Source organism: Spirosoma oryzae, assembly GCF_003002825.1.
In the GTDB taxonomy this organism is placed as follows: domain Bacteria; phylum Bacteroidota; class Bacteroidia; order Cytophagales; family Spirosomataceae; genus Spirosoma; species Spirosoma oryzae.
This window is the reverse complement of record NZ_PVTE01000039.1, coordinates 1-21,799: the sequence shown is the minus strand read 5'-3', so window position 1 is coordinate 21,799 and position 21,799 is coordinate 1. Positions and strand designations below refer to the sequence as shown.

Below are 21,799 nucleotides of genomic sequence, written 5' to 3'. Positions count from 1 at the left end.
TCATTTTTTTTAACGCACATGAACGCTATTCAACACATAAGACAGCGCAGTTTTGGCTGGTTTTTGGCCCTTAGTCTGGTCGTATCGCTGGTTGCCTGTACCGAACAGAGCGACCCCGGCGCGCTGGTCATCGACCCCAAAACGAACGGCGAGCTGACCCTCGAATTCGATAATGTCGTGGGCGGTACGAACCTCGCTCTGGGAAAGGCGACCTATAAAAACTCGTTCGGCGAAGCCTTTACCGTCGACGCCTTCAACTATTTCGTCAGCAACGTCGTGCTGAAAAAAGCCGATGGGACGACGTACAACGTGCCGAACAGCTACTACCTGGTGCGCGAATCGCTGGCCAGTTCGCAACTGGTCAAACTGACCGACATTCCGCAGGGCGATTATACCGGTGTCAGCTTTGTGCTGGGCGTGGATAGCACCAAAAGCGCGTCGCCCGTTACCGAGCGAATCGGTGCCCTCGACCCCGGCACGTATGGGCAGGCCGTGGATATGTACTGGTCGTGGAACTCGGGCTACATCTTCGTGCGGCTGGAAGGCACCTCGACGGCCGTTCCTGCCGACCGCAACGGCTATTACGAACTGCATACGGGTGGCTTCGGGGGGATGACCGGCAAAACGGTCAATAACCTGCGCGTTGTTTCGCTGACGACGCCCACACCGGCCACGGTACGTACCCGGATCGCGCCCACGATTCACCTGCTGGTCGATGCCGGCAAGGTGATGGATGGCAGCACGAAGATCAGCCTGACGAGTTTGTACAAAGACAGGACGTTCAACGGAATACACTCGCCCGAAGCAGCGGCCAAACTCGGCTTGCCCGACAATCAGCAAGGGATGTTCATGGTCGACCACGTGCACAATGATCCGAAATAACCAGCCGCTTGCTCACCAGCCCCGGCACCTGCGGGTGGCCCGCTGGCTGAAACGACTGACTCTGGCGGGGCTGGTGGGGCTGGCAGGCTGTGCAACGGATTCGTCGCCCGCACCGGACGAACCGCTGTTTACAGTTCCCGCCAATTTCCCCCCGCCGACATACCGGTTTCAGAATAACGCGCTGACGAAAGAAGGCGTGGCGCTGGGCCGGATGCTGTTCTACGACGGTCGACTGTCGCGCGACGGGACGATTTCCTGCGCCGAGTGCCACAACCAGGCGTATGCCTTCACGCACCACGGCCACGACCTGAGCCACGGCATCGACAACCGACTGGGAACACGTAACTCGCTGCCCCTGCAAAATCTGGCCTGGAGCCAGGCTTTCATGTGGGATGGCGGGGTGTTCGATCTGGATTTGTTTCCGATTGCGCCCATCGAAAACCACGTAGAGATGGACGAAACGCTGCCCAATGTGCTGGAAAAACTGCGGAACGATCCGGCCTATACCGCGCAGTTCAAAAAAGCGTACGGTACTGATGAGGTGACGACCGCCCGGTTTCTGCAAGCGCTGTCTCAGTTTATGCTGACGCTGGTGTCGGGCAATTCGCGCTACGACCGGTACGTCCGCAAGGAAGCCGGGGCCACGCTGACCGCCGACGAACGGGCGGGAATGGCGTTGTTTACCAGCAAGGGGTGCGCCAGTTGCCATGCCGGGGCGCTGTTTACGGATCAGCGTTACCGCAACAATGGCCTGAGTCTGGCCTTTGGTGAGGATGCCGGTCGGGCGCACATCACCGAAAAGCCGGAAGACCGGTACACCTTCAAGGTGCCCAGTCTGCGGAACGTCGAACATACCGGGCCGTACATGCACGATGGGCGGTTCCGAACGCTGGAAGCGGTGCTGAATCACTACGCCGACGGGGTGGAAGATACCCCCAATCTCGACCCGTTGCTGAAGCAGACCAGCTCCGTCACACCGGGCCAATCCAGGCTGGGCCAATCCAGGCCGGGCATCCCGTTGACGGCCGATGAGCAGACCAAATTAATTGCTTTCCTGAAAACGCTGACAGACAGCGACTTTTTAACCAATTCCAACTTTGCGCCGAAATGAAACGACTTCTCTTTTTTGCCCTGCTGCTGTTGTCGATACCGGGCTGGGCCTGTGATGTCTGTGGCTGTTCGGGAACCAACTTTTATTTGGGCGTACTCCCGCAGTTTCAGAAGCACTTCGTCGGCTTCCGCTACCGCACCCAACGATATGATACGTTCATGTCGCGGCACCACATCGACCAGGCCGATTCGCGCGAGTCGTTTCAGGCGATCGACCTGTGGGTGCGGTTCTATCCGCTCCGGCGCGTGCAGGTGCTGGCCATTGCTCCCTACCAGTTTCACCAGCAGACGCAGGGCAACGTGGTGCGCCGGTTGCAGGGGCTGGGCGATGCTACGGTGCTGGTCAACTACAAACTGATCGACAGATCCCGTATCCGCGACAGCGCCCACGTAGTCAAGCACGCCCTGCTGGTCGGGGGCGGAGCCAAGCTGGCTACGGGGGCGCATCGCTACAGCGAAACCGACCTGTCGGACGTAGCGAATCCCAACTTTCAGCCTGGTACCGGCGCAACCGATCTGGTCCTGAACGGTATCTACACGCTCCGGGTAAACCGCTGGGGGATGAACGTCGATGCCAACGCCCGCATCACCGGTACCAATGCCGAGGGCTATCATTTCGGCAACCGGGTGAACGGCTCACTCATCGGTTTCTACGTGAAGCAATGGGGGGCTACGGCCGTCATGCCCAGTGTCGGTTTGTACGCCGAATACGCCCGGAAAGACCATAAATACGGCGTTCTGATTCAGGAAACCGGCGGCTATCTGGCAGCGGCTACGCTGGGGCTGGATGCCTACCGGGGCAACTGGGTGGTTGGTGTCAACGCGCAGCTACCCGTTCAGCAGCGTATCTCGGACGGACTCGTTCAGGCGCATAGCCGACTGGCAATTCACCTGTCGCGCATGTTTTAACAAACCCAAATTCCCGGCCTGTCCGGACTAATAACCAAGACACAAATCAACGATGAAAAATCGACTGCTTTTCTGCTGCCTATTCGCGCTCCTGAGCGCAATTCATTCGGGTAGCGCACAACCAAAACCGCCCGTGGTCAAGCCCGTCAAGATTGCGATTCTGCTGTTTCCCGGTGTCGAGCTACTCGACTTTGCCGGGCCGCTGGAGGTATTCAATCACATGGAAGGAGCCAGCGTATTTACGGTTGCCAGCCAGATCGGCCCCATGAAGATGATGCAGAATATGCTCACCGTAACGCCCGACTATACGCTGAACACAGTTCCGCAACCGGACATTCTGGTAGTGCCCGGCGGTCGGATGGAAGACGTTATGGCCGACACGGCCGTCGTGAACTGGATAAGACGAACTACCGCCGGGCGGCAACTGACAATGTCGGTTTGTACCGGCACCTACCTGCTGGGTCAGGCCGGGCTGCTGGACGGAAAAACCGTTACGACGCACTGGGCCGCTACCGACATGCTCCGGCAGATGATGCCCAAAACGACCGTGAAGGAGCACACCCGCTTTGTCGATGCCGGGTCGCTGGTGACCACGGCAGGTGTATCGGCGGGTATCGACGGGGCACTGCACGTAGTAGCGCGATTACGGGGGCAACAGGCTGCTCAGCAAATTGCCCGCCTGATGGAGTACGACAAGTGGGAACCCGAAGCGGGGCTCGTCATCGGGAAACCGGCCAAGCGGCCGCTTACCCGATCAAAGCTGGCTGTCTCCCAAAAAGTAACGTCCAGTAGGCGGAAACCGGTGGAAACGCCAGCGTCGCAGATCGATCCTGTCTGCCACATGGCTGTCGACAAGATCACGACCGCCGACACCGCTTACTATGCAGGCAAGTACTACGGGTTCTGTTCAAAACTGTGCAAACAACACTTTAAACGGGAACCCGCAGCCTACATAAAAGCCAACTGAACACCGCTCAATCCCATTGGTCCTGCTGCCGTTTAGGCATCACGTTGATAACAGCAGGACGTACCGGTCGCAAAGTCGTGAGCTACAGTCCTAACAGTTTTCTATCAAGCAAGACAATGCTACTTAAGAATAGTATGCTGCTGCTGCTCTGCCTGTGGGCAATGGGCGGTTTCGCGCAAACAATAAACGGCACGGTTAGATCCGGTTCGGGTGAGGTCATCGGCTTTGCCAACATTTCGGTACTAAACAGCGCAAACGGAACGACGGCCGACAGAGCCGGAAACTTTTTACTGAATCTGGGTAAGGGAAACTACCAACTGCAGATCAGCGCCATTGGGTACGCGACCAAAATCCAACGGCTGACCGTAACGGGGTCATCACAGGCGGTGACGATTACGCTGGCCGATAACGCCAATGCGCTGAGTGAAGTAGTCGTCACGGCCGATAAAACCGAAGAGAGGCTGCAAAACACTCCCCTGGCGGTTACCTCCCTAAACGCCAAACAACTGAACGATTACCGGGTTTGGACGATTAGCGACCTCACGGCCCTGGCTCCCAGTACGTTTATCGTGGAACATGGGAATAGTACAGGGTCCAATTTTTTGAATATTCGGGGGGCAATGGGGTTTTCAAATGATCAGTCCGTGGCTACCTACGTGGATGGGGTCTATCAGTTCGATTATTTCTCAGCTCCTTTTCAGTTCAACAATATCGAACGAATCGAAATTCTACGGGGACCGCAGGGGACACTCTACGGTCGCAATGCCTATAGTGGCGTGCTCAACGTGATTACCAAACGACCGACTAACAAAACCAGTGCCTTCGCTGAAGTCGATCTGGGTAACTACGGGCAGCAACGATACAGCGTGGGCGTCAATACCCCGCTTATCAATAACAGGTTGTTTGTCAATGCCGGTTTTCAGTCAAACAACCGGGGGGCTGTTTATTCAAACCCGACACCGGAGACCACCTATCTTGACCAACACCACGCGTATAGTGGCAACGTGAGCCTGAAATACCTGGTATCGGATAAGTGGACAATCGACTGGAACACCCGCTACGAGAACAATACCGACAAGGGAGCCTATCCATGGGCGGCTACCGACAGCGCGGCCCGCGCCAACCCGTACACGGTTTTTGGTAACTGGGATAATACCGAACGGCGCACCAACATCAACACGTCGGTCGCCGTCAAACATTTCGGTCGTCGGATCAATTTTACGTCGATTACGGCTTTGGTCAATTACCACATCTGGCTACCGGGGCGGTTCGACTTTGATTTCAGTCCCGCCCAGCTAATCAGCTTTACGACGTTTACCCGGCAAAACGAACTGACGCAGGAACTACGCGTTTCGTCGCCGGCCAATGCCGGGCGATGGAAATGGACGGCCGGTTCCTTTTTGTTCAGTGAGAAAGTAAGAAATGGCAGCACGACGTATTATGATGCCGATTATGCCCAATTCGATCCGAACGCGCCCTATGCTTCCATCAGCAACGGGAAACGAAGCGGGTATGGGGTGGCCTTCTTTGGGCAGGCTGCGTATGCCATCACGCCCGCCCTCGACGTGACGGTTGGGACTCGGTATGATCTCGAACACCGGGCGTTGACGCAAAACTCGTTGCTCGACAAGAATGGCGTCGTAACGCTGCTGTCGCCGGACAGCACCTCAAAAAAGACGTTCACTGCCTTTACGCCCAAGCTTATCCTGAGTTACAAGCTAACCGATAATTCGCTGGTATATGGGTCGTACGCTAAAGGATTCCGAGTCGGTGGCTTTAATTTCGGTAATTCCGCTAATCCCATCTACGACCCCGAAAAATCAGATAACTATGAGCTGGGTAGTAAAAACACCCTCCTCAGCAATCGGCTTAAACTGAATCTGACCCTGTTTTATTTCCAACAGAAAGACCAGCAGGTATCTACTTCCCGTGACGGTGTAAACTACGCCACGCTGAACGTGGGCGACATGAATAACTACGGTCTGGAACTGGAGGTATCAGCCCTGCCGGTCAGGAATTTGCAGATCGACTGGACGGCCAGCACCTCACACAGCGTGTACAAAAAATTAGATCTGTTCGATGCGGCCACCAATGCGGTCAAAGATTACAAAGGCAACCAGGCGATCAACAATCCGGCTCTACAGTCGATGCTGGCGGTTCAGTATGGGGTGCCTTTCGCCCATTCGGCTCAACACGCCAGCGCTTTTGTCCGGGGGGAATTTCGCTACATCGGCGAATACCAGCTGGATTTTGTCAATGCCTACCAACAGCCGGGGTATGGGATGGTCAATGTCCGGGCCGGGGTGACCAGCAACCGATACGATCTGGCGTTCTGGGTACGTAACCTGGGCGACGTGCGGTATATGGCGTTTGGCTACGGTAGTTACATGATGGGGCTGCCCCGCATGCTGGGCGCGACCCTAACCGGCAAGTTCTAGCGCCCGGAGACATTGTGTTTATGATGAACCCGGTAAGTAGGCCGAATCGGGTGGCGTGTGCGACTGTAAAATTTACCCAATAAACCCTTATCCGTTATGAGACTGTTGCTCTGGAGTACCCTGAGTTTACTTGTTCTGGCCTGTATGCGCGATCAGCCGGTGGCCGTCGAGCGGGGCGAATTGCAGTTAGCGTTCGAACACGTGGTCGGTGCAAAACCGCTGGTGTTGGGTAGTACCTCGTACCGGAACGGGGGTGGTGAGACGTTCACCGTCAGTACGCTCAATTACTATGTGACGAATATCCGGCTGAAGCGTACCGACGGCCCCGATTACGTCGTTCCGCAGGACAGCAGTTACTTCCTGATTCGGGCGTCTGACCCAGCCACGCAGGTGATCCGGCTGCACAACCTGCCCGCCGGTACGTATTCCGGCGTATCCTACCTGCTGGGGGTCGACAGTCTGCGCAATACGGCGAGTGTCGACAGGCGCACCGGCGTGCTGGACCCTGCGGGGGGGCACACGGGCGGGATGTACTGGGACTGGAACAGCGGGTATATCCATTTCAAGTTGGAAGGCAACTCCCCGCAGGTACCGGCATCGGCTGGTGATGATCGGTTCATGTACCACATCGGTCTGTTTGGCGGCTACCAGAGCCGGACGCTGAACAACCTGCGCACCGTTACGCTGACGACCGGCAGCATTCCGATTCAGGTTACAGAGGGTCGTGTTCCCCGCGTGCATATCGAAGCTGATCTGCAAAAGGTGTTCGACGGACCCAGTACGCTTCGTATTGCCCAATCGCCCCTCATCATGATTGCTGCCTCGTCGGCTGGCGTTGCGGATAATTATGCGCGGATGTTTCGGCTGACGGGTGTCGACTTTGCTGATCGCTGAGCGTGCTGGCAGGGGGGCGCACGGGCGTCGTTACGCGTTCTTCATCCGGTTTTGCCGGCGCTTCCAGATCGCCAGTCTGACTTTCGCGTTGTCGTAAACCAGGCCCGCGAGCAGTAGAATTGCCGGTATCAGCAGGGCATGGATCGAGCCGTAGCTATAACCGATGCCGCCTACGATGCCACCCGCAAAAAAGTAAGCGATGATGCGTATACGAAGCCGGATGGTTGCCACCAGTTTCGTTTGCTGCCCGGTTTGCGGGTGAAACCACAGTTGAGCCAACTCGATACCAAGGTCGGTAAACAGGCCGGTCAGGTGCGTCGTGCGGACCATCGCGCCTGAAATGCGGGTCACCAGCGCGTTTTGCAGGCCCATGGCGAACAGTAGCATGCAGGCAACCAGGTCGGGGTTCAGGGCGATGAGGGCCGGTCCGGTAAGGGCAACGACCGACAAAATAAAACTCTCGGTCAGCGTCGGAATGCTGTACACGAATCGCTCGTTTCGCCGGGACAGGGCTTCGATGGACAGACTCACCGCAAATGAACCCAGAAAGAACGACGCGATGTAGAAGAAATAGACAAGGCTTCGGGCAAACTGAAGCTTGAATACGTCGTCGATAAAGAAAGCGAAATGACCGGTTACGTTCGTTGTCAGCCGCTGTACCGACAGAAAACCAATGATGTTTACCGTGCCGGCTACGAACGAAAGCAGCGAAGCAATCTTCTTGTTATGGCGTAACGTTCGGGTCTTTCCCTGATGTCTGAACATATACGGTTACAGGATAGTGGCCTGGTCAACAAAGCTGACCGGGCCACTATCGTAACCGGTTCGATCACTGATCCGTGCGGAATGGTGATGCCGGTAAGCCTTCTTTATTGATCAAATTGGCGTTGGCCGGGTTGTCGGCCCAGGCGTAGCGGACGAACTGCGGGTTCGGGACATCATCACTTGATACGACTACGGTGTTGCCCTCGATTCGGGCGTTGGCCCAGACGAATTTCTTGTCGGCTCCCGCAATGGCAAAGTCACCGGGCGCTTCCCTGTCGCGGGTTGCCAGGCCACTACCGACGTCGGTAAAGCTGAGCACGATTTTGTTGCCGTCGACTTTTGCTGATTGGTAGAGCGGTCCCGACGCAACGATGTTTTCGTGATAAGCTGTTTTCAGCGCGGCCAGTGCCAGTCGTTCGCCGACGTCCTTTTTGTTGTCGGGGTGAATGTCGTTCCACTCGCCCAGGTCGATGGCAACGGCCATCGCCGTATTCGGCACCGACAGCGCGCTAAGCTGCGATTCGCGGAGCACCGCCCACCCACTTTCCGACGGCTGGTAGCTGTAGTCCATGAAGCCGGGTAGCTGAACGTACAGGAAAGGCAATGTACCCTGTTGCCATTTGCTGCGCCAGTCGGCAATCAGCGCGGGCAGGAGTTGGGCGTATTCGGCGGGTTTTCCGGCGTTGCTTTCGCCCTGATACCAGCAAAACCCTTTGATGGCGTACCTGATTTCGGGCGCTACCATCGCGTTGTACAGGGCCGTCGGCTGGTTCTGCGCGCTGATTCCCCCGGCTGGATTGCCGCCCGCGAATCCACTGCCTTCGACGGGCCGAAAGGCTACACCAACTTTGTACTGCCAGGTTCCTTTCAGATCGACCGTATCGGCACCGGCGAAGAGACTGTACGGCTTATCGGGGACGAAACCGCCTTTGCCGCCGTTGTTGGTGACCCGCACCACAAGCACGTTCTTCCCGGCTTTCAGTACGTCGGCCGGTAGCTTGTACCGGCGCTGGGGGTACATATACGTCGTTCGGCCTACCGATTTGCCATTGACGTACAGCTCATCGGCATCGACGATCCGGCCCAGAAACACCGTCGCGGGTTTACCAACCATTGCCGCTGGTACGTCGATTTCGCGCCGGTACCAGACAATGCCGTTGAGGTCTTTTACGCCCTGATCTTCCCAGTAGCCCGGTACGTTGATCGGCCGCCAGCCTTTCGGCACGTAAGTCGGATCATACCACTTCGTCGCGCCCGTCATACCCAGATCGACGGGTGGAGCGGGGCGGGGCATGGTTGATTGCCGACGCGCCAGGCCGTTGACGTAGCTGGTGTCTTTATTTTTGGCAACCGTTGCTTCGAGTGCCGAAAACGTCTTCAGCCCACTTTCGCTGATCCAGGCTTCGATGGGTGTGCCACCGACGCTGGCGTTGATGATGCCCACCGGTATGTGGTACTGCTGGTGAATTTTCTTTGCGAAGAAATAAGCCACCGCCGAGAACGGCCGGACGTCCTGACCGACCGCTTTTTTCCACTGTCCGTTGGGTACGTCTTGCTGCGGACCTTGCAGGCTGGTGAGCGTCGGTACCCAGAACTGCCGGATCTGCGGGTCGTTCGCCGTCGCGATTTCGTTAGCGTACGTGACGTCGTGGATGTTCAGCTGATGCACCATATTGCTCTGCCCGCTGCAAAACCAGACATCGCCGATCAGGATGTCTTTGACACTAAGCTGCGTGTTACCAGCGATGTCCATCGTGAACGGCCCACCTGCTTTCATCGCCGGTAGTTTGACCTGCCATTTGCCGCTCGCGTCGGTCGTGGTTTTGTAAGCTTTCCGGTTCAGTTGCACCGTAATTTTTTCGCCGGGAGTGGCCCAGCCCCAGATGGTCAGGGGCGTGTCGCGCTGCAACACCATACCGTCGCTAATCAGGCTGGGTACGCGCAATTGAGCCTGTGCCGTCAGGTTGACGAGCGCGAACAGACAAATCCAGACGAACTGTCTCATGGGGAAAGAGGGGTTGTGGGGATTTTAGACAGGATTACAGCCGGGCCGCGCCACGGTGGCGACCACCGCGTGGTCGCCGGGCGGATTGACGGGATTTGCCAGACGTGCTGAACAATATAATCGCAGAAAATACGCAGCGGCTGATCCTGTCAATCCTGTAATCCTGTCCAAAAAATTTACTTGTACGCGTCGATGGTTTTGATCGTGCCGTCGGGGTTGTAGGTCAGTTCGGTGACTTTTACGTTACGCAGGTGCGTCTTGCCCGACAGTTGCGTGTCGTGGTAAAACAGGTACCACTTGCCGTCTTTCTCGATGATCGAATGGTGGTTCGTCCAGCCCATCACCGGTTTCAGCAGCACGCCCTTGTAGGTGAACGGACCGTACGGACTATCGCCGATGGCGTAGCACAGGTTGTGCGTGTCACCGGTCGAGTACGACAGGTAGTATTTACCCTTGTATTTGTGTAGCCAGGACCCTTCGAAAAAGCGTTTGTCGTTATCTTTTTCGGTGAAGAGCTTACCGTTTTCATCTAGTAACTGAATGGCTTTTACCGGCTCGGCCAGTTCCTTCATGTCGTTGCTCAGCCGGGCTACGCGGGGCAGATACGCCACCTCATCGGGCTTTTTCAGTGCCCCTTTCGCGTCGTACTGATTGTTGTCCCAGCGCTGCAACTGACCACCCCAGATGCCGCCAAAGTAGATGTAGGCTTTGCCATCGGTATCCTGAAAAACGCAGGGGTCGATGCTGTAGGTGCCTTTCATCGGCTGCGGCTCCGCCTTGAACGGACCAACCGGGCTTTTGCTGGTTGCGACGCCAAGGCGAAATACGTCCTGCTTGTCCTTGACGGGGAAGTACAGGTAGTACGTTCCGTTTTTGTAAGCCGCATCGGGTGCCCAGAGTTGTCGCCCCGCCCAGGGAATGTCCTTGATGTCGAGCGCCACGCCATTGTCTTTCACCGGGCCACCGATTTTGTCCATCGATAGCACGTGATAGTCGCGCATGGCGAAGTGGCCACCGTCGTCATCTTCCTTCACGTCTTTCGCGTCGATGTCGTGCGAGGGGTAGATGTAGATTTTGCCGTTGAAGACGTGGGCCGATGGGTCAGCGGTGTAGATGTGCGATACCAGCGGCTGTGAAATGGGGTTTTTGCCGTTGTTGGTCTGGGCGAACAATGATAGCGAAAGGCAGCTGATTGCGGCTAGCGCCAGCGAAATACGAATGCGTTTCATGCGTGGGTTTTGACTGTGACTATGTTGTTGGAAATTGATCAATACAGAATTGTTCTATTAAACAGAGGGTATTTTTAATGCTTTTTTTTGTTATAATGGAAGGGGAGATTGATTTTGATGGTTCTAACTTACAAATTAGGCATACCTTCAATAACCGCCTTTATATATAAGTTTTTGGCTGTGGGATGAATTGAACATTCTTCTCTAAGAAGATATAATTCATTTCTGTATTTGGTTTTATCGTAAGCAGCTAAAACCAAATAAGGGACTAGACTGTCATTATGATAATGGGTTAGTAAAGATATATAATCAGCTTCTATGACATCTTTTCCATACGAAATTTCAGAAAAGTAGAGCTTCCAAAAAGCTAGTTCAATGTTTTGGGGATGCTCTTGTAATCCCATATTAATTATAAACTCATACATTTTATCACTCGCTGGAAGCAACTCGGCGGGTACCCCACACTCCTTCTTTAGTGATCTGTCAAATAGCCGGTTGTTAACAACCGACCAGTATAAGAAGGCCAAGTTGATGAATGCATCGACAGGCGGATGCATGTTACCTATAATTTTTTTATACATTGAAATCGCCCCAGCATAATCATGATAATATTCCAGTTCTAACGCGTTTTCTATCGTATTCATTTGTGGGGTATAAATTAACAATATTCGTTTTGGTTTGCTTATTTATGCCCCAAAATAAAGAGGATTTTGAATGGTGAAAAATCCTCTTTATTTTGGGGCATATGGTAGTTTCTTCGTAGGAGATAGTCAGTGTTTTTGTTGTCCTTATTGGCGTCGGGATAACAAAAACACTGGATCGTAAAAGTGACAAAAGATACTAAAAACCAATCGAGTTGCCGCCGTCGACGGGGAGCGATGCGCCGGTGATGTAGCGGGCGGCTTCCGACGCCAGGAAAACGGCCGCCCAGCCAATGTCCTGCGGCTGCCCGAACGTACCCATCGGCGTCCGGCGCATGGCGCGGGCGAAGCGGTCGGGATCACCACCCATCGCCGTTTTGCTCATGGCCGTTTCGATGAAACCGGGCGCAATGGCATTCACCCGCACGCCTTTACCTGACCACTCCGACGCCAGAATTTTGACCATTCCTTCCACCGCCGACTTCGACGCACCGTAGGCCGCGACCCGGTCGATACCGTAATAAGCCGCCATCGACGAAATCATAATGACGACACCGCTATTTCGTTCGACCATGCGGGTGGCGCAGGCGCGTGTCAGCGAAAAAACGGCGTTCAGGTTGGTGTGTACAACCCGGTCAAATTCTTCGTCGGTGACCTCCAGCGCGGGCTTTTTCATGTTGATGCCCGCATTGTTGACCAGAATGTCGATGGGACCGTACTGACGCTCGATGGTATCGACCAGCTGGTCCAGTTCGGCGCGCACCGTCACGTCGTTGACCATGTAATTTGCCTTGGGACCAAGCGCGTCGACCGCGTCGATCAGGGGTTGTTCCCGGCGACCCGTCACGATGACGTCGGCCCCGGCCAGGGTCATGCACCGGGCGATGTCGAAGCCGATGCCGCTGCCCCCGCCGGTGATGAGCGCGCGCTTGCCTTCCAGCGAAAAAACGGATGGTGTGGGTGTCAGCAGCGCCGTGTCGGCTGCCTGTTCGTTCGTAATCATCTAGCGTAATAAGTAAATGTCAACTGATTTTTTTACGTCGTCCAGCGTCTGTTCGGGTTGCTTGAACGGCTTAGGTATGGGCTTTTTGGCAAATTCCTGGAGGTACAGCACCCAGGCGTCGCGCCACCAGATCGCTTCCCGGTGCTGCGTCGCCAGCCGGCCCACTACGTCGGTGTACAGCGCGGGGTCGATGGCGGGTTTTGCCAGTGCCCACTCCTGTTGCAGCCAGCGTACCGAATCGGCACCGGTATAAAAGCGTGTGCAGAGTTCATCCCAGAGCGTGCGACCCGTCGCGAGTTGTTTGGTCCAGGGAACGTGGTGGAACCACAGCAGGTAGGGCAGGGGACAATTGTCCACATTTTCCCACTGCCGACGGACGTCCGGGCGATACTGTGCCAGCGCGTTGCTGCCCGTCGCCGTCCGGTCGAAGCCCAGTCCGATGGAGTCGGCCCGGTGGTAGTAAACGGCTGTCCAGTCGGGGCGGGGGCTTTTGTTCTGCCAGGGTTCGGGGGCGAAGTGAACGCCCGTCCAGGGGCGCGACAGGCCGAGTGGGGCGTTGTAATCCACGTAAATATCCCGCGACCGGAGCAGCATGGCCCTAACGTGCGAAACGGCCTGTGGCTGACGGGTCAGCGTCATCTTTATCCATTCATCGGCGATGGCCGCAGACGTCAGCGTATGGTCCCAGGCAATCCGGCCGAACGCGTACCAGTTGGCCTGCGCCAGCGGGTGACCGGTCCAGTTGCGGTCGGAACCGGTGTTGGCTACCCCCGCCATCAGCGTCTGGGTCGGTCCGGCGTTCCGGTAACCGTGCAGGCTTCCGTCGACAACCCTGGCCACTGTCGAGCCTTTGCCAGCCGCATAGGTGTCCGACTCCAGGCATTCCTTGAACAAGGGTGCTTCGTAGACGAGGTGGGTCGCAAAGCCGAGGTACTCCTGCGTTAGCTGAAATTCGATACCCAGCGGGGTTTTGGGCATGGCCCCGAACAAGGGCGAAAACGGCTCGCGGGGTTGAAAATCAATCGGCCCGTTCTTGACCTGTACAATCACCTTCGGATCGAACTGCCCGTCGAATGGCGTAAACTCTTCGTAGGCGGCTTTGAACCGGTCGCCCGTTGGGTCCGCTTTGTAGACGAATGCCCGCCAGATCACGACGCCCGAAAATGGTTTCATCGCAGCCGCCAGCATGTTGGCTCCGTCGACGTGCGTACGGCCGTAGTCCTGCGGGCCGGGTTCGCCTTCCGAGTTGGCTTTCACCAGAAACCCACCGAAATCCGGGATGTAGCGGTGAATCTCCGCCGTCTTGTCGGCCCACCATTTGCGCACCTGCGGGTCGAGGGGATCGGATGTCTTCAGTCCGCCCAGCGTTTTGGGGGCCGCGAAATAGACCGACAGATACACCTTGATGCCGTACGGACGCATGACGTCGGCTAGGGCGGCTACTTTTTGTAGATACTCGCCCGTCAGCAGCCGTGGACTGGCGTTGACGTTGTTGACAACGGTCCCGTTTATGCCCAGCGATGCATTGGCGCGGGCGTAGTCTTTGTAGCGTGGGTCGATGGTTTCGGGTAATTCCGACCATTTCCAGAGTGAGCCGCCCGCGTAGCCTCGCTCAATCGTGCCGTTGGGGTTATCCCAGTGGTTCAGCATCCGCAGCTTTACTTTCGGACTGCTGACCAGGTTGATGTTATCGAGCGGTTGGCCGGTCTGTACCTGACGAAGCAGCGCAAACGTGCCGTACAGCACGCCCACGTCGGTTTTACCCATCACCACGATATTGCCCTGCCGCTTCACGATCCGGTAGCCTTCCTCGTTCAGCCCATTGGCATCGGCACCGGAAACGCCCACGGTCAGTACGATGCCGCCCTGCCGGGTTCCGGCGCGGGCAAGAGTAGGCACGGTGGGGCCGAGTAACCCCTGTAGACCCAGCTGCAACTCACTGGTCGCGGCCGTCAGAACGGGCGACGAACCGCTGACCGCGATAAACTGAGTCGAACGAGCGTATCCCGACCGGACAGTCGCATCAGCCAGTCGGTCGTATTTGAGCCAGAGTCGATACCCATCGTCGGCAAACGTGAGGTGGGATAGGAGCAGCAGGCCAATCAGCAATAGTTGGTTCATGAATGGGTAGTAGTATCGGTTAGGATTGGTTTTACTTTTTCATTTTCTTTCTGTCATCCCTCCTGACGTCGGGAGGGCCTACCCCCCAGCCCCCTGAAGGGGGAGTATTCTGCAAATGAACCGCTCCCCCTTCAGGGGGCTGGGGGTAGGCTAGCCGAAGAAATAGGGCAACAATCAGCGCAAATTCAAGAACGTAGTAGCCCTTCCAACGGTAGGAAAGTATATAAACTATTTATGACTCATGGTTGGTGCATCGCGCCGGAAGCTTTCGGGTGGTCCCAGGTAGCTGGGTTTAAGGCCACCCCGGTCGATGACGAATTTCTGCACGACAACCGCCGGATCGACCAGCCAGTAGTTCAGCGTGTGCGTGCCGGGTTTCGTCAATCGATGCGTCGTTGTCAGGATGCGAATGTTGTTGGCGACCGACTGCTCCCAGACCCACCCGGTTTCGTTGGCGTGCATGTTAATAATTTGGGGCGCTTCGCCATCGAACGAGATGGCGAAACGCAGGCCTTTGTTGTCGTTGAAATTCAGCGTTGGCGAAACGTAGGTCTGCACCTGCACCGTACCGCTGTCGGCCAGAATCACCTGATACGCCAGCCGGGGCGACTGGCCACCGGGCTGTTCAACGGTAGCCGTCGTGACGGGTGAAATGGTTAGGCCCCCCGCTGTACGACCAATGTCGGGCAGTTGCTGCCAGGTGGCGGTGGCCGTTTCAATCATGCGCGTCGGGTGTTCGGCGTCGATGGACACGTAGCCGTTGCTTTCCACGAAGCCAACCGCCGTATCAAACTGGGGAGCCGCCGGGTTGCTGACGACCGCCTGCACGACAACCTGTTGCCCATTGGGGCCGGTCAGCGTAATCGGTACCTGCTGCGTACCGGCGGGTGCCTGTTTCCAGTTGACGCCGACCAGTAGTCGCGTCTCCTGCCCGACGGTTCCGCTGGTCGTCGACAGTGTAAGCCAGGGAGCACCGGCGCTGGCCTGGAACGCAAACGGCGTTTGCCCCCGGTTGAACAGGTCGATGTAATACGTTTGCTGGTTGTACTTGTCGAAGGTCGGTAATGTCTGCGCACGGCCCGCGCTGCCGGGAAACCAGTCGTCGCTGCCTTCGACGGCAACACCCATCTCAGCGGCTGTCGGTACGCTGATCGTTTCGACCTTTGGCATGCTGTTCTTGTCGGGTTGCTGCCAGTAGGTGTAGCCGATGTGGGTCTGGTCCATCATATGCGTCCATTTGCCACCGGCCAGCGTGTCGTTGTAGAAGCGTGTGATCTGGGCATCCCGCTCAAACAGCATTTTCACCCGGTCGGCAAGGCTGTTCGTCGCGGCCCGGCCCTGTTTGGCATACAGCCGGTTTCGACCCGCCGTCACGTAGAGTTCGTTCAGCGTCGCGCTGGCTTTGACGGGGTGGAGTACCAGTTGAAAATAAGCGTCCTGATACGATGTAGGTAAATCTTTGCCAATACGTTCGGCCTCACTCAGCAGTTGGTTATAGTCGGCCACGACGCGCTCGGCTTCGCGGTAGTGGGTCAGGCTGTACGTATCCGGGCTGAGCAGCTCAGGCTTGCGCCGGGCATTATACTGCGTGTAGGCCGTCAGGATACGGGCAATGGCTTCGGCGTGTTTGGTGCCGAACTGCTGCTGAGCCCACAGCCGGGTGTAGTCCGTTAGTTTGTCGGCGGGCCAGGCGTTGGGGTTCCAGGCGTAGTCGAGAAAAAACGCAATGGGAAACTCCATCGGTTTGATGTCGCCCACATTCACGATCCAGATCTGATCGACGCCGTGTTCATAGGCCAGGTGCATCTGCTCCCGCGTCCGGGCAATGGTGTTCGTATTGATCCACTTGTAGTTGCGGGGACCGCCCACGTAATCGTAGTGGTAATAGATACCGTACCCGCCTTTGCGCTTCGGCGTACCCACAGAGGGTAGTTTGCGGAGGTTGCCCCAGTTGTCGTCGCAGAGCAGTAGCGTCACGTCGTCGGGAACGCGCATGCCTTTGTCGTAGTAATCCTGCACTTCCTTGTAGAGCGCCCACGACTGGGGTGTTTCGGATGCCGGTTTGCCCGTTACGTCGCTGATGATGGTACGCTGGTCGGCCACGATTTTTTCGAGCAGGGCGGTAGCGGTTTCGCGGCTCATGGGTTCGTCGCCGTCGCCCCGCATTCCGACACTCAGGATGCTTTCATTGCTGCCCATTCGCTCGACGCTTTTGCGCCAGAAGGCCCGCAGCGTCGAATCGTTGGTCTGGTAATTCCACGGCCCTTTACCGTACCGACGCCATTCGTCGTGCGCCCGCATCAGCGGCTCGTGGTGCGACGTGCCGATCACGACGCCGTATTCGTCGGCCAGTTTAGGGTTCTGCGAATCGTCGTCATAAAAGGCGTTTCCCCACATGGCGGGCCACAGGTAGTTGCCTTTCAGGCGCAGAATCAGCTCGAATACGTGTTCGTAGAATTGGTGGTTGAAGCCGCCGAATCTGGCTTTCGTCCAGCCCGAGAGGGCCGGGGCTTCGTCGTTGATAAAAATGCCCCGGTACTTTACCGCCGGTGTGCCCGCCGTATGCTGACCCGGCAGCACGTACAGCGCCTTCTGGGGTTGCACCGGCACGTCGGCCCACCAGTGCCAGGGCGATACGCCGATCTGCGCCGACAGGTCGTAAAGGCCGAAGATGGTGCCGCGTTTGTCGCTGCCCGCAATGACCAGCGCCCGGTCGACGCCCGGCATGGGTTTCTCAACCACCTGCGTGCTATACGTTTCCCACTTGCCGGTCAGGCTGGAAAGATCTAGTTTCTTATCCCTGACTAGCTTGTCGATCAGCGGGTTTTTGCCGATTGTACCGACAAGAATCAGTTCTTTGGGACTTTTCTGATCGGGCGACAGCGCCGGTTTGGCTCTCGTTACCCGGACGATATCGGCTTCCAGACTGTTCATAGCCCGACGTACCCCGGCATATTCGTCCTGACCGGTCAGCATGGGTACCACCCGTCCCTTTGTCGTGAGCGGAAACCGGCCTTTTCCCGGCTGCGTAGCGACGTACTTACCGGGAACGATGGCAAGGCTTTGAAGCGACAGGCTCGTTAGAAGCAGGCACAACAGCAGTTTGGTCATGTCGAGAGAAAAGGGTTTTGTCTGCCAGCGTACCGCCAGACGACCGCACTGACTGATAAAGCCGGCTGCGGAAATGGTTGTCAGGTTGGCAATGATATTCCCTCCCGCCAGTAGCAGGAGGGAATACGGTATTCATTAACCTATGTGAATGAGCAAAGCCGGCTGCATGCGTAATCGGCTTATCAATATCGAAATCGCTGGTTCAGCCTGTTAATTATTCGGGGTAGTGAGAAGCGGACAAGTACTGCGGCAAGGTGGATCGTTGTCACTATTCCTCATCAGAGTATTGTTTTACAAATATTTTCAGTAATTCCCGAATATGCAACCGATTGCAAAAACTTATTAAAAGTAGTAAGCTTTGTATTTGTCAACTACAGCTTGACATGTGGAAGGAGTAGGTTGTTCATTCGTAGTTTAAAGTGATAGTGAGATGATAAGTCTGGCGGTCAAGGGGTCAAACTAGCTGCTTTGAGCTTGTCCTAGGTGGGTCGACTACGGTGAATCGGCCATTGGCAGGCGGGTCGTTAGAATTACGTCGTTTGTCGTATCTATCGGTACTGGAAATCAATTGCCGGTAATTCGTTGTCGGTAATTTGTAAATTAGACCTGGTACTGTATGCTTCTTCGGCGGTTGGTTGGCAAATTGTCGGTCATTAACAGTTCATATCTGTACGTAGGGAATTGTTAGCCTGATCAATTGCAGAGAATCAATAAGTTATGGGAGCGGTAAGCAGACAGTTGACTTTTTTGGCAGCGTTGCTACTGGTTGCGCTTAGCAGCCGAGGGCAGTCGGTTACTATCGGTATCGATGGCCTTAACCGATTCGGTCACTTAAGAAACGTAGTGGACGTACAGGGACCGCTGCCTGTTATCGATCACACCCATTATTACGACTACGGGGTCTGGGCGAGTTATGAACAGGGACGCAATGGGGTACGAATTGGGGTTCACAGCTTTTCCTATGCGACGAATCTGATGCTGAACGGTGGTGGCTTCAATATATCAGCAACGCCCAATACGCTTGGTCTGTACTCGCTAGCCTACCAGCGTAATATACTGGCCCTGGTCCATGGTCGACTAAATATGTATGCAGTGGCAGGTGTCAGTTATGGGCGGTATCACTACACCCGGTTTACGACCTCACCCGGTTCGATAACGATGAACGGGGTAACCGTATTCGAAAACCAGACTCGTCCTTACAGCGAGTATGCGCGCGCTACTGTGCTGATACCCTCGTTACGACTGGAAGCTGCCTACTCTCTGGGAAAACACGTCCGGGTGGGCGCATGGATCGGGTATGATTGTGCCAATTATCTGGGTGCGTTCAAGCCGCTGGACGCTACTGCTTATCGTTACACAACCAGTACAGGAACGGGGTCAGGAACCTTATTTGCCAATGGCAGCGGATTCACCAATGGGCTTAGCCTGCACTACGCCTTCAGTGTTGATCGCCGTCCTATGACGTATTGACGATACAAGGAAAGTTTGGTGAGGGAACGCGTACGTGTTTCCTGGGCTAGTTTCTACTAGTAGCTAAGGATTCGGAGAAACAAGTAAGTCACTGGCTCTATTGGCTACCCTTGTTCATTGGTTCGTCATAAGATTGAGAAACGGATATATCCTGATCTACCTAATACCTAACCGTCAGGCTTAGCTTGCCCCGACTCACGTTTCGGTGGGAATAAATCACGTCTACGTCATGGTCGTAGTAATCGAGACGCTGCTTCAGTGAATCGAGTCTTCCTTTGGGTAGCCGCCATGTTTGCCAGTACAGTTTCTCCGGCTGACGGGGGTTTCTGAGTGTCACCGTTGCCGAGTCATCGAGCGATCCGACGGCACATAGCGAAATGCTGGGCGACCGATTGCCCTGAGTTTTGACGAGCCGAACGGTGGTGTCCCTCGCCACGTCACGAATTACTACTGCCTTGTCGCGTAGGGCATCTGATCGGCAGGAAGCACTGAGCAAGGCACAAAGGATGACGACTTTTTTCATTTTCCGGCTTCGCTACTAAAAAGCGTCCGCGTTCAGCTTTGGCTCTGACCGGACGTACAAAGCACTATTTTCCTGGCAAAGAAGACAACTGATTGCCCTGTACTTCGGAAAAAGGACAACGTAATTCGCCGTATTTAGCGCCACGACTCGTAGCCCGTCCGGTACATGAGGATGAACGTGCCGAAGCGGAATTATTTTGATAAAGCGTATCTGTTGCCTATTATTCCATCAGGAATCACCGAACCTATACGCCTGGGAGCTGTTTGACTATCAAGCGCTTTCGACGTGGATTAACCGAACGACGCGACCGAATGCGTTCGTTCCAAGCCCTGGTATGACTAAAGAAGTAACGATTTACGACATCGCGAAACGATTGAATTATTCCCCGGCAACCGTGAGCCGGGCGCTCAATGACCATCCCGCCATTCGAAATGATACCAAAGAACTGATCAATGCGACGGCTCAGCAGATGGGCTATCGCTACAATACGTTTGCCAGTAACCTGCGCCGGCAGAAAACCTCGACACTGGGCATTATCGTACCCCGGCTCAACAGCAATTTTATGTCGCGCGTGCTGGCAGGTATGGAAAAAGCCGCCAACGACGCGTCCTACAGCCTGATTATTACGCAGTCGCAGGAGTCGTCGGTGAAGGAAATTGCCAATGCCAAAACCCTGTTCAACAGCCGCGTCGACGGGTTGATGGTGTCTGTCGCCTACAACACCGAATCGAGCGAACACTTCGAAACGTTTATCCAGCGGGGGGTGCCGGTGCTGTTTTTCGACCGGGTCATTCCGCACACGAAATGCGTGAGCGTATCGATCGATAACGAATGGGCGGGGTACGAAGCGACCCGGCACCTGATCGAACAGGGCTGTCGGCGGATTGCCCACATCACCGGAACCATGCGCCGGAACGTGTACAGCGATCGGTTGGCCGGGTATCAGCGGGCGCTGAGCGAAGCGGCTATTCCGCTCGACGACAAGCTGGTTGTGGAGTCGGACCTGAGTTTTGAAGCGGGGGAGCAGGCGGCTCAGGTAATTCTGGCCATGCCTGACCGACCGGACGGTATTTTCGTGGCCAACGATTTCTGCGCTGTCGGCTGCATGCTGGCGCTCCGGCAGGCTGGTATCAGCATTCCCGGCGATATCGCGGTGATTGGGTTCAACGACGACCCGGTGGCGCGGGTGATCAATCCAACGCTGACAACCGTGCACTATGCCGGGGAAAAAATGGGGGAGATTGCCGCCCGTACCCTGATCAACTCCCTGAATGGTTTGCAAGACATTGAAGCTACTAATCGGATTATCCTGCGTTCCGAACTGATCGTCCGGGAATCATCCCAGCGACGGTAAGTACCACTTCACTATGACGTGCGACGGCTCGATAGGTTATCGATACCACCCCGGTTTGTGAAGTTCACCCCCCGCCCCGAAACGTCGGCCTGGCCTAAAGGGGGGGAATTTCATTTGCGGAATGCTCCCCCTGAAGGGCAGGGCTGTTAAGTGCCAGCCTGTTTACCCGGCAGCGGCCACACCCCCCAGCCCCCTGAAGGGCAGGGCTGTTAAGTTCTAGTCAACGATACCCCCCGCCCCCTGAAGGGGGAGAAGTTTATTCGTGAATTTCTCCCCCTTCAGGGCTAATCTTGTAGGGGTTTTAATTCGGATTGAGTCCATAACCTAGTTTGATGAAATAAAAACGCTCCACTGCCTGACTCAACACCCTGAGACCA

General features: G+C 55.8%; 16 protein-coding genes. 8 read left to right on the top strand and 8 right to left on the bottom strand.

The features are described 5' to 3' along the window. The first annotated feature begins 18 nt into the window (after positions 1–18). The 6 genes from CLV58_RS25900 (at position 19) to CLV58_RS25875 (ending at position 7,200) form a co-directional block, all read left to right on the top strand. Positions 19–882 (top strand): MbnP family protein, encoded by an 864-nt coding sequence (locus CLV58_RS25900; RefSeq protein WP_106140748.1) that lies wholly within the window; start codon positions 19–21, stop codon positions 880–882. After that, positions 869–1,993 (top strand): cytochrome-c peroxidase, encoded by a 1,125-nt coding sequence (locus CLV58_RS25895; RefSeq protein WP_106140747.1) that lies wholly within the window; start codon positions 869–871, stop codon positions 1,991–1,993. The genes CLV58_RS25900 and CLV58_RS25895 overlap by 14 nt, the downstream gene beginning before the upstream one ends. Further along, positions 1,990–2,901 (top strand): hypothetical protein, encoded by a 912-nt coding sequence (locus CLV58_RS25890; protein ID WP_106140746.1) that lies wholly within the window; start codon positions 1,990–1,992, stop codon positions 2,899–2,901. The genes CLV58_RS25895 and CLV58_RS25890 overlap by 4 nt, the downstream gene beginning before the upstream one ends. Before the next feature lie 52 nt (positions 2,902–2,953). Then, complete coding sequence (locus CLV58_RS25885; protein ID WP_106140745.1) at positions 2,954–3,868, top strand: DJ-1/PfpI family protein; 915 nt, start codon at positions 2,954–2,956, stop codon at positions 3,866–3,868. Between the two features lie 116 nt (positions 3,869–3,984). Continuing rightward, the gene (locus CLV58_RS25880) at positions 3,985–6,306 is read left to right on the top strand and encodes a TonB-dependent receptor (RefSeq protein ID WP_106140744.1); all 2,322 of its coding nucleotides are present in this window, start codon (positions 3,985–3,987) and stop codon (positions 6,304–6,306) included. A gap of 96 nt (positions 6,307–6,402) precedes the next feature. Beyond that, positions 6,403–7,200 carry an MbnP family protein gene (locus CLV58_RS25875; protein ID WP_106140743.1) on the top strand — a complete coding sequence of 266 codons (798 nt, stop codon included), beginning with the start codon at positions 6,403–6,405 and terminating at the stop codon, positions 7,198–7,200. 30 nt (positions 7,201–7,230) lie between these two features. On the opposite strand, the gene CLV58_RS25870 is transcribed toward CLV58_RS25875, so the two are convergent. The 7 genes from CLV58_RS25870 to CLV58_RS25840 form a co-directional block, all read right to left on the bottom strand. Then, entirely contained in the window at positions 7,231–7,965 is a 735-nt protein-coding gene (locus CLV58_RS25870; protein ID WP_106140742.1) for a YoaK family protein, read from the bottom strand. A 64-nt stretch (positions 7,966–8,029) separates the two neighbouring features. Continuing rightward, positions 8,030–9,970 carry a sialate O-acetylesterase gene (locus tag CLV58_RS25865; protein ID WP_106140741.1) on the bottom strand — a complete coding sequence of 647 codons (1,941 nt, stop codon included), beginning with the start codon at positions 9,968–9,970 and terminating at the stop codon, positions 8,030–8,032. Between the two features lie 176 nt (positions 9,971–10,146). Beyond that, a complete protein-coding gene (locus CLV58_RS25860; protein WP_106140740.1) occupies positions 10,147–11,199 on the bottom strand; it encodes a glycoside hydrolase family 43 protein in 1,053 nt (350 codons plus the stop codon). 128 nt (positions 11,200–11,327) lie between these two features. Continuing rightward, complete coding sequence (locus CLV58_RS25855) at positions 11,328–11,843, bottom strand: hypothetical protein (RefSeq protein WP_106140739.1); 516 nt, start codon at positions 11,841–11,843, stop codon at positions 11,328–11,330. Between the two features lie 196 nt (positions 11,844–12,039). Then, positions 12,040–12,843 carry an SDR family NAD(P)-dependent oxidoreductase gene (locus CLV58_RS25850; RefSeq protein ID WP_211300906.1) on the bottom strand — a complete coding sequence of 268 codons (804 nt, stop codon included), beginning with the start codon at positions 12,841–12,843 and terminating at the stop codon, positions 12,040–12,042. Continuing rightward, the gene (locus tag CLV58_RS25845; protein WP_106140738.1) at positions 12,844–14,964 is read right to left on the bottom strand and encodes an alpha-glucuronidase family glycosyl hydrolase; all 2,121 of its coding nucleotides are present in this window, start codon (positions 14,962–14,964) and stop codon (positions 12,844–12,846) included. It lies immediately after the preceding gene. A 228-nt stretch (positions 14,965–15,192) separates the two neighbouring features. Continuing rightward, positions 15,193–18,075 (bottom strand): glycosyl hydrolase 115 family protein, encoded by a 2,883-nt coding sequence (locus CLV58_RS25840; RefSeq protein WP_106140737.1) that lies wholly within the window; start codon positions 18,073–18,075, stop codon positions 15,193–15,195. Between the two features lie 747 nt (positions 18,076–18,822). On the opposite strand from CLV58_RS25840, the gene CLV58_RS25835 reads away from it, so the two are divergent. Next, positions 18,823–19,545: a hypothetical protein gene (locus CLV58_RS25835; protein WP_146141550.1), complete on the top strand. Its 723-nt coding sequence runs from the start codon at positions 18,823–18,825 to the stop codon at positions 19,543–19,545. A 160-nt stretch (positions 19,546–19,705) separates the two neighbouring features. On the opposite strand, the gene CLV58_RS28205 is transcribed toward CLV58_RS25835, so the two are convergent. Next, complete coding sequence (locus CLV58_RS28205; RefSeq protein WP_146141549.1) at positions 19,706–20,068, bottom strand: hypothetical protein; 363 nt, start codon at positions 20,066–20,068, stop codon at positions 19,706–19,708. 334 nt (positions 20,069–20,402) lie between these two features. Between CLV58_RS28205 and CLV58_RS25830 the strand changes: the two genes are divergently transcribed. Beyond that, the gene (locus CLV58_RS25830; protein WP_106140735.1) at positions 20,403–21,422 is read left to right on the top strand and encodes a LacI family DNA-binding transcriptional regulator; all 1,020 of its coding nucleotides are present in this window, start codon (positions 20,403–20,405) and stop codon (positions 21,420–21,422) included. The last annotated feature ends 377 nt before the right edge of the window (positions 21,423–21,799 follow it).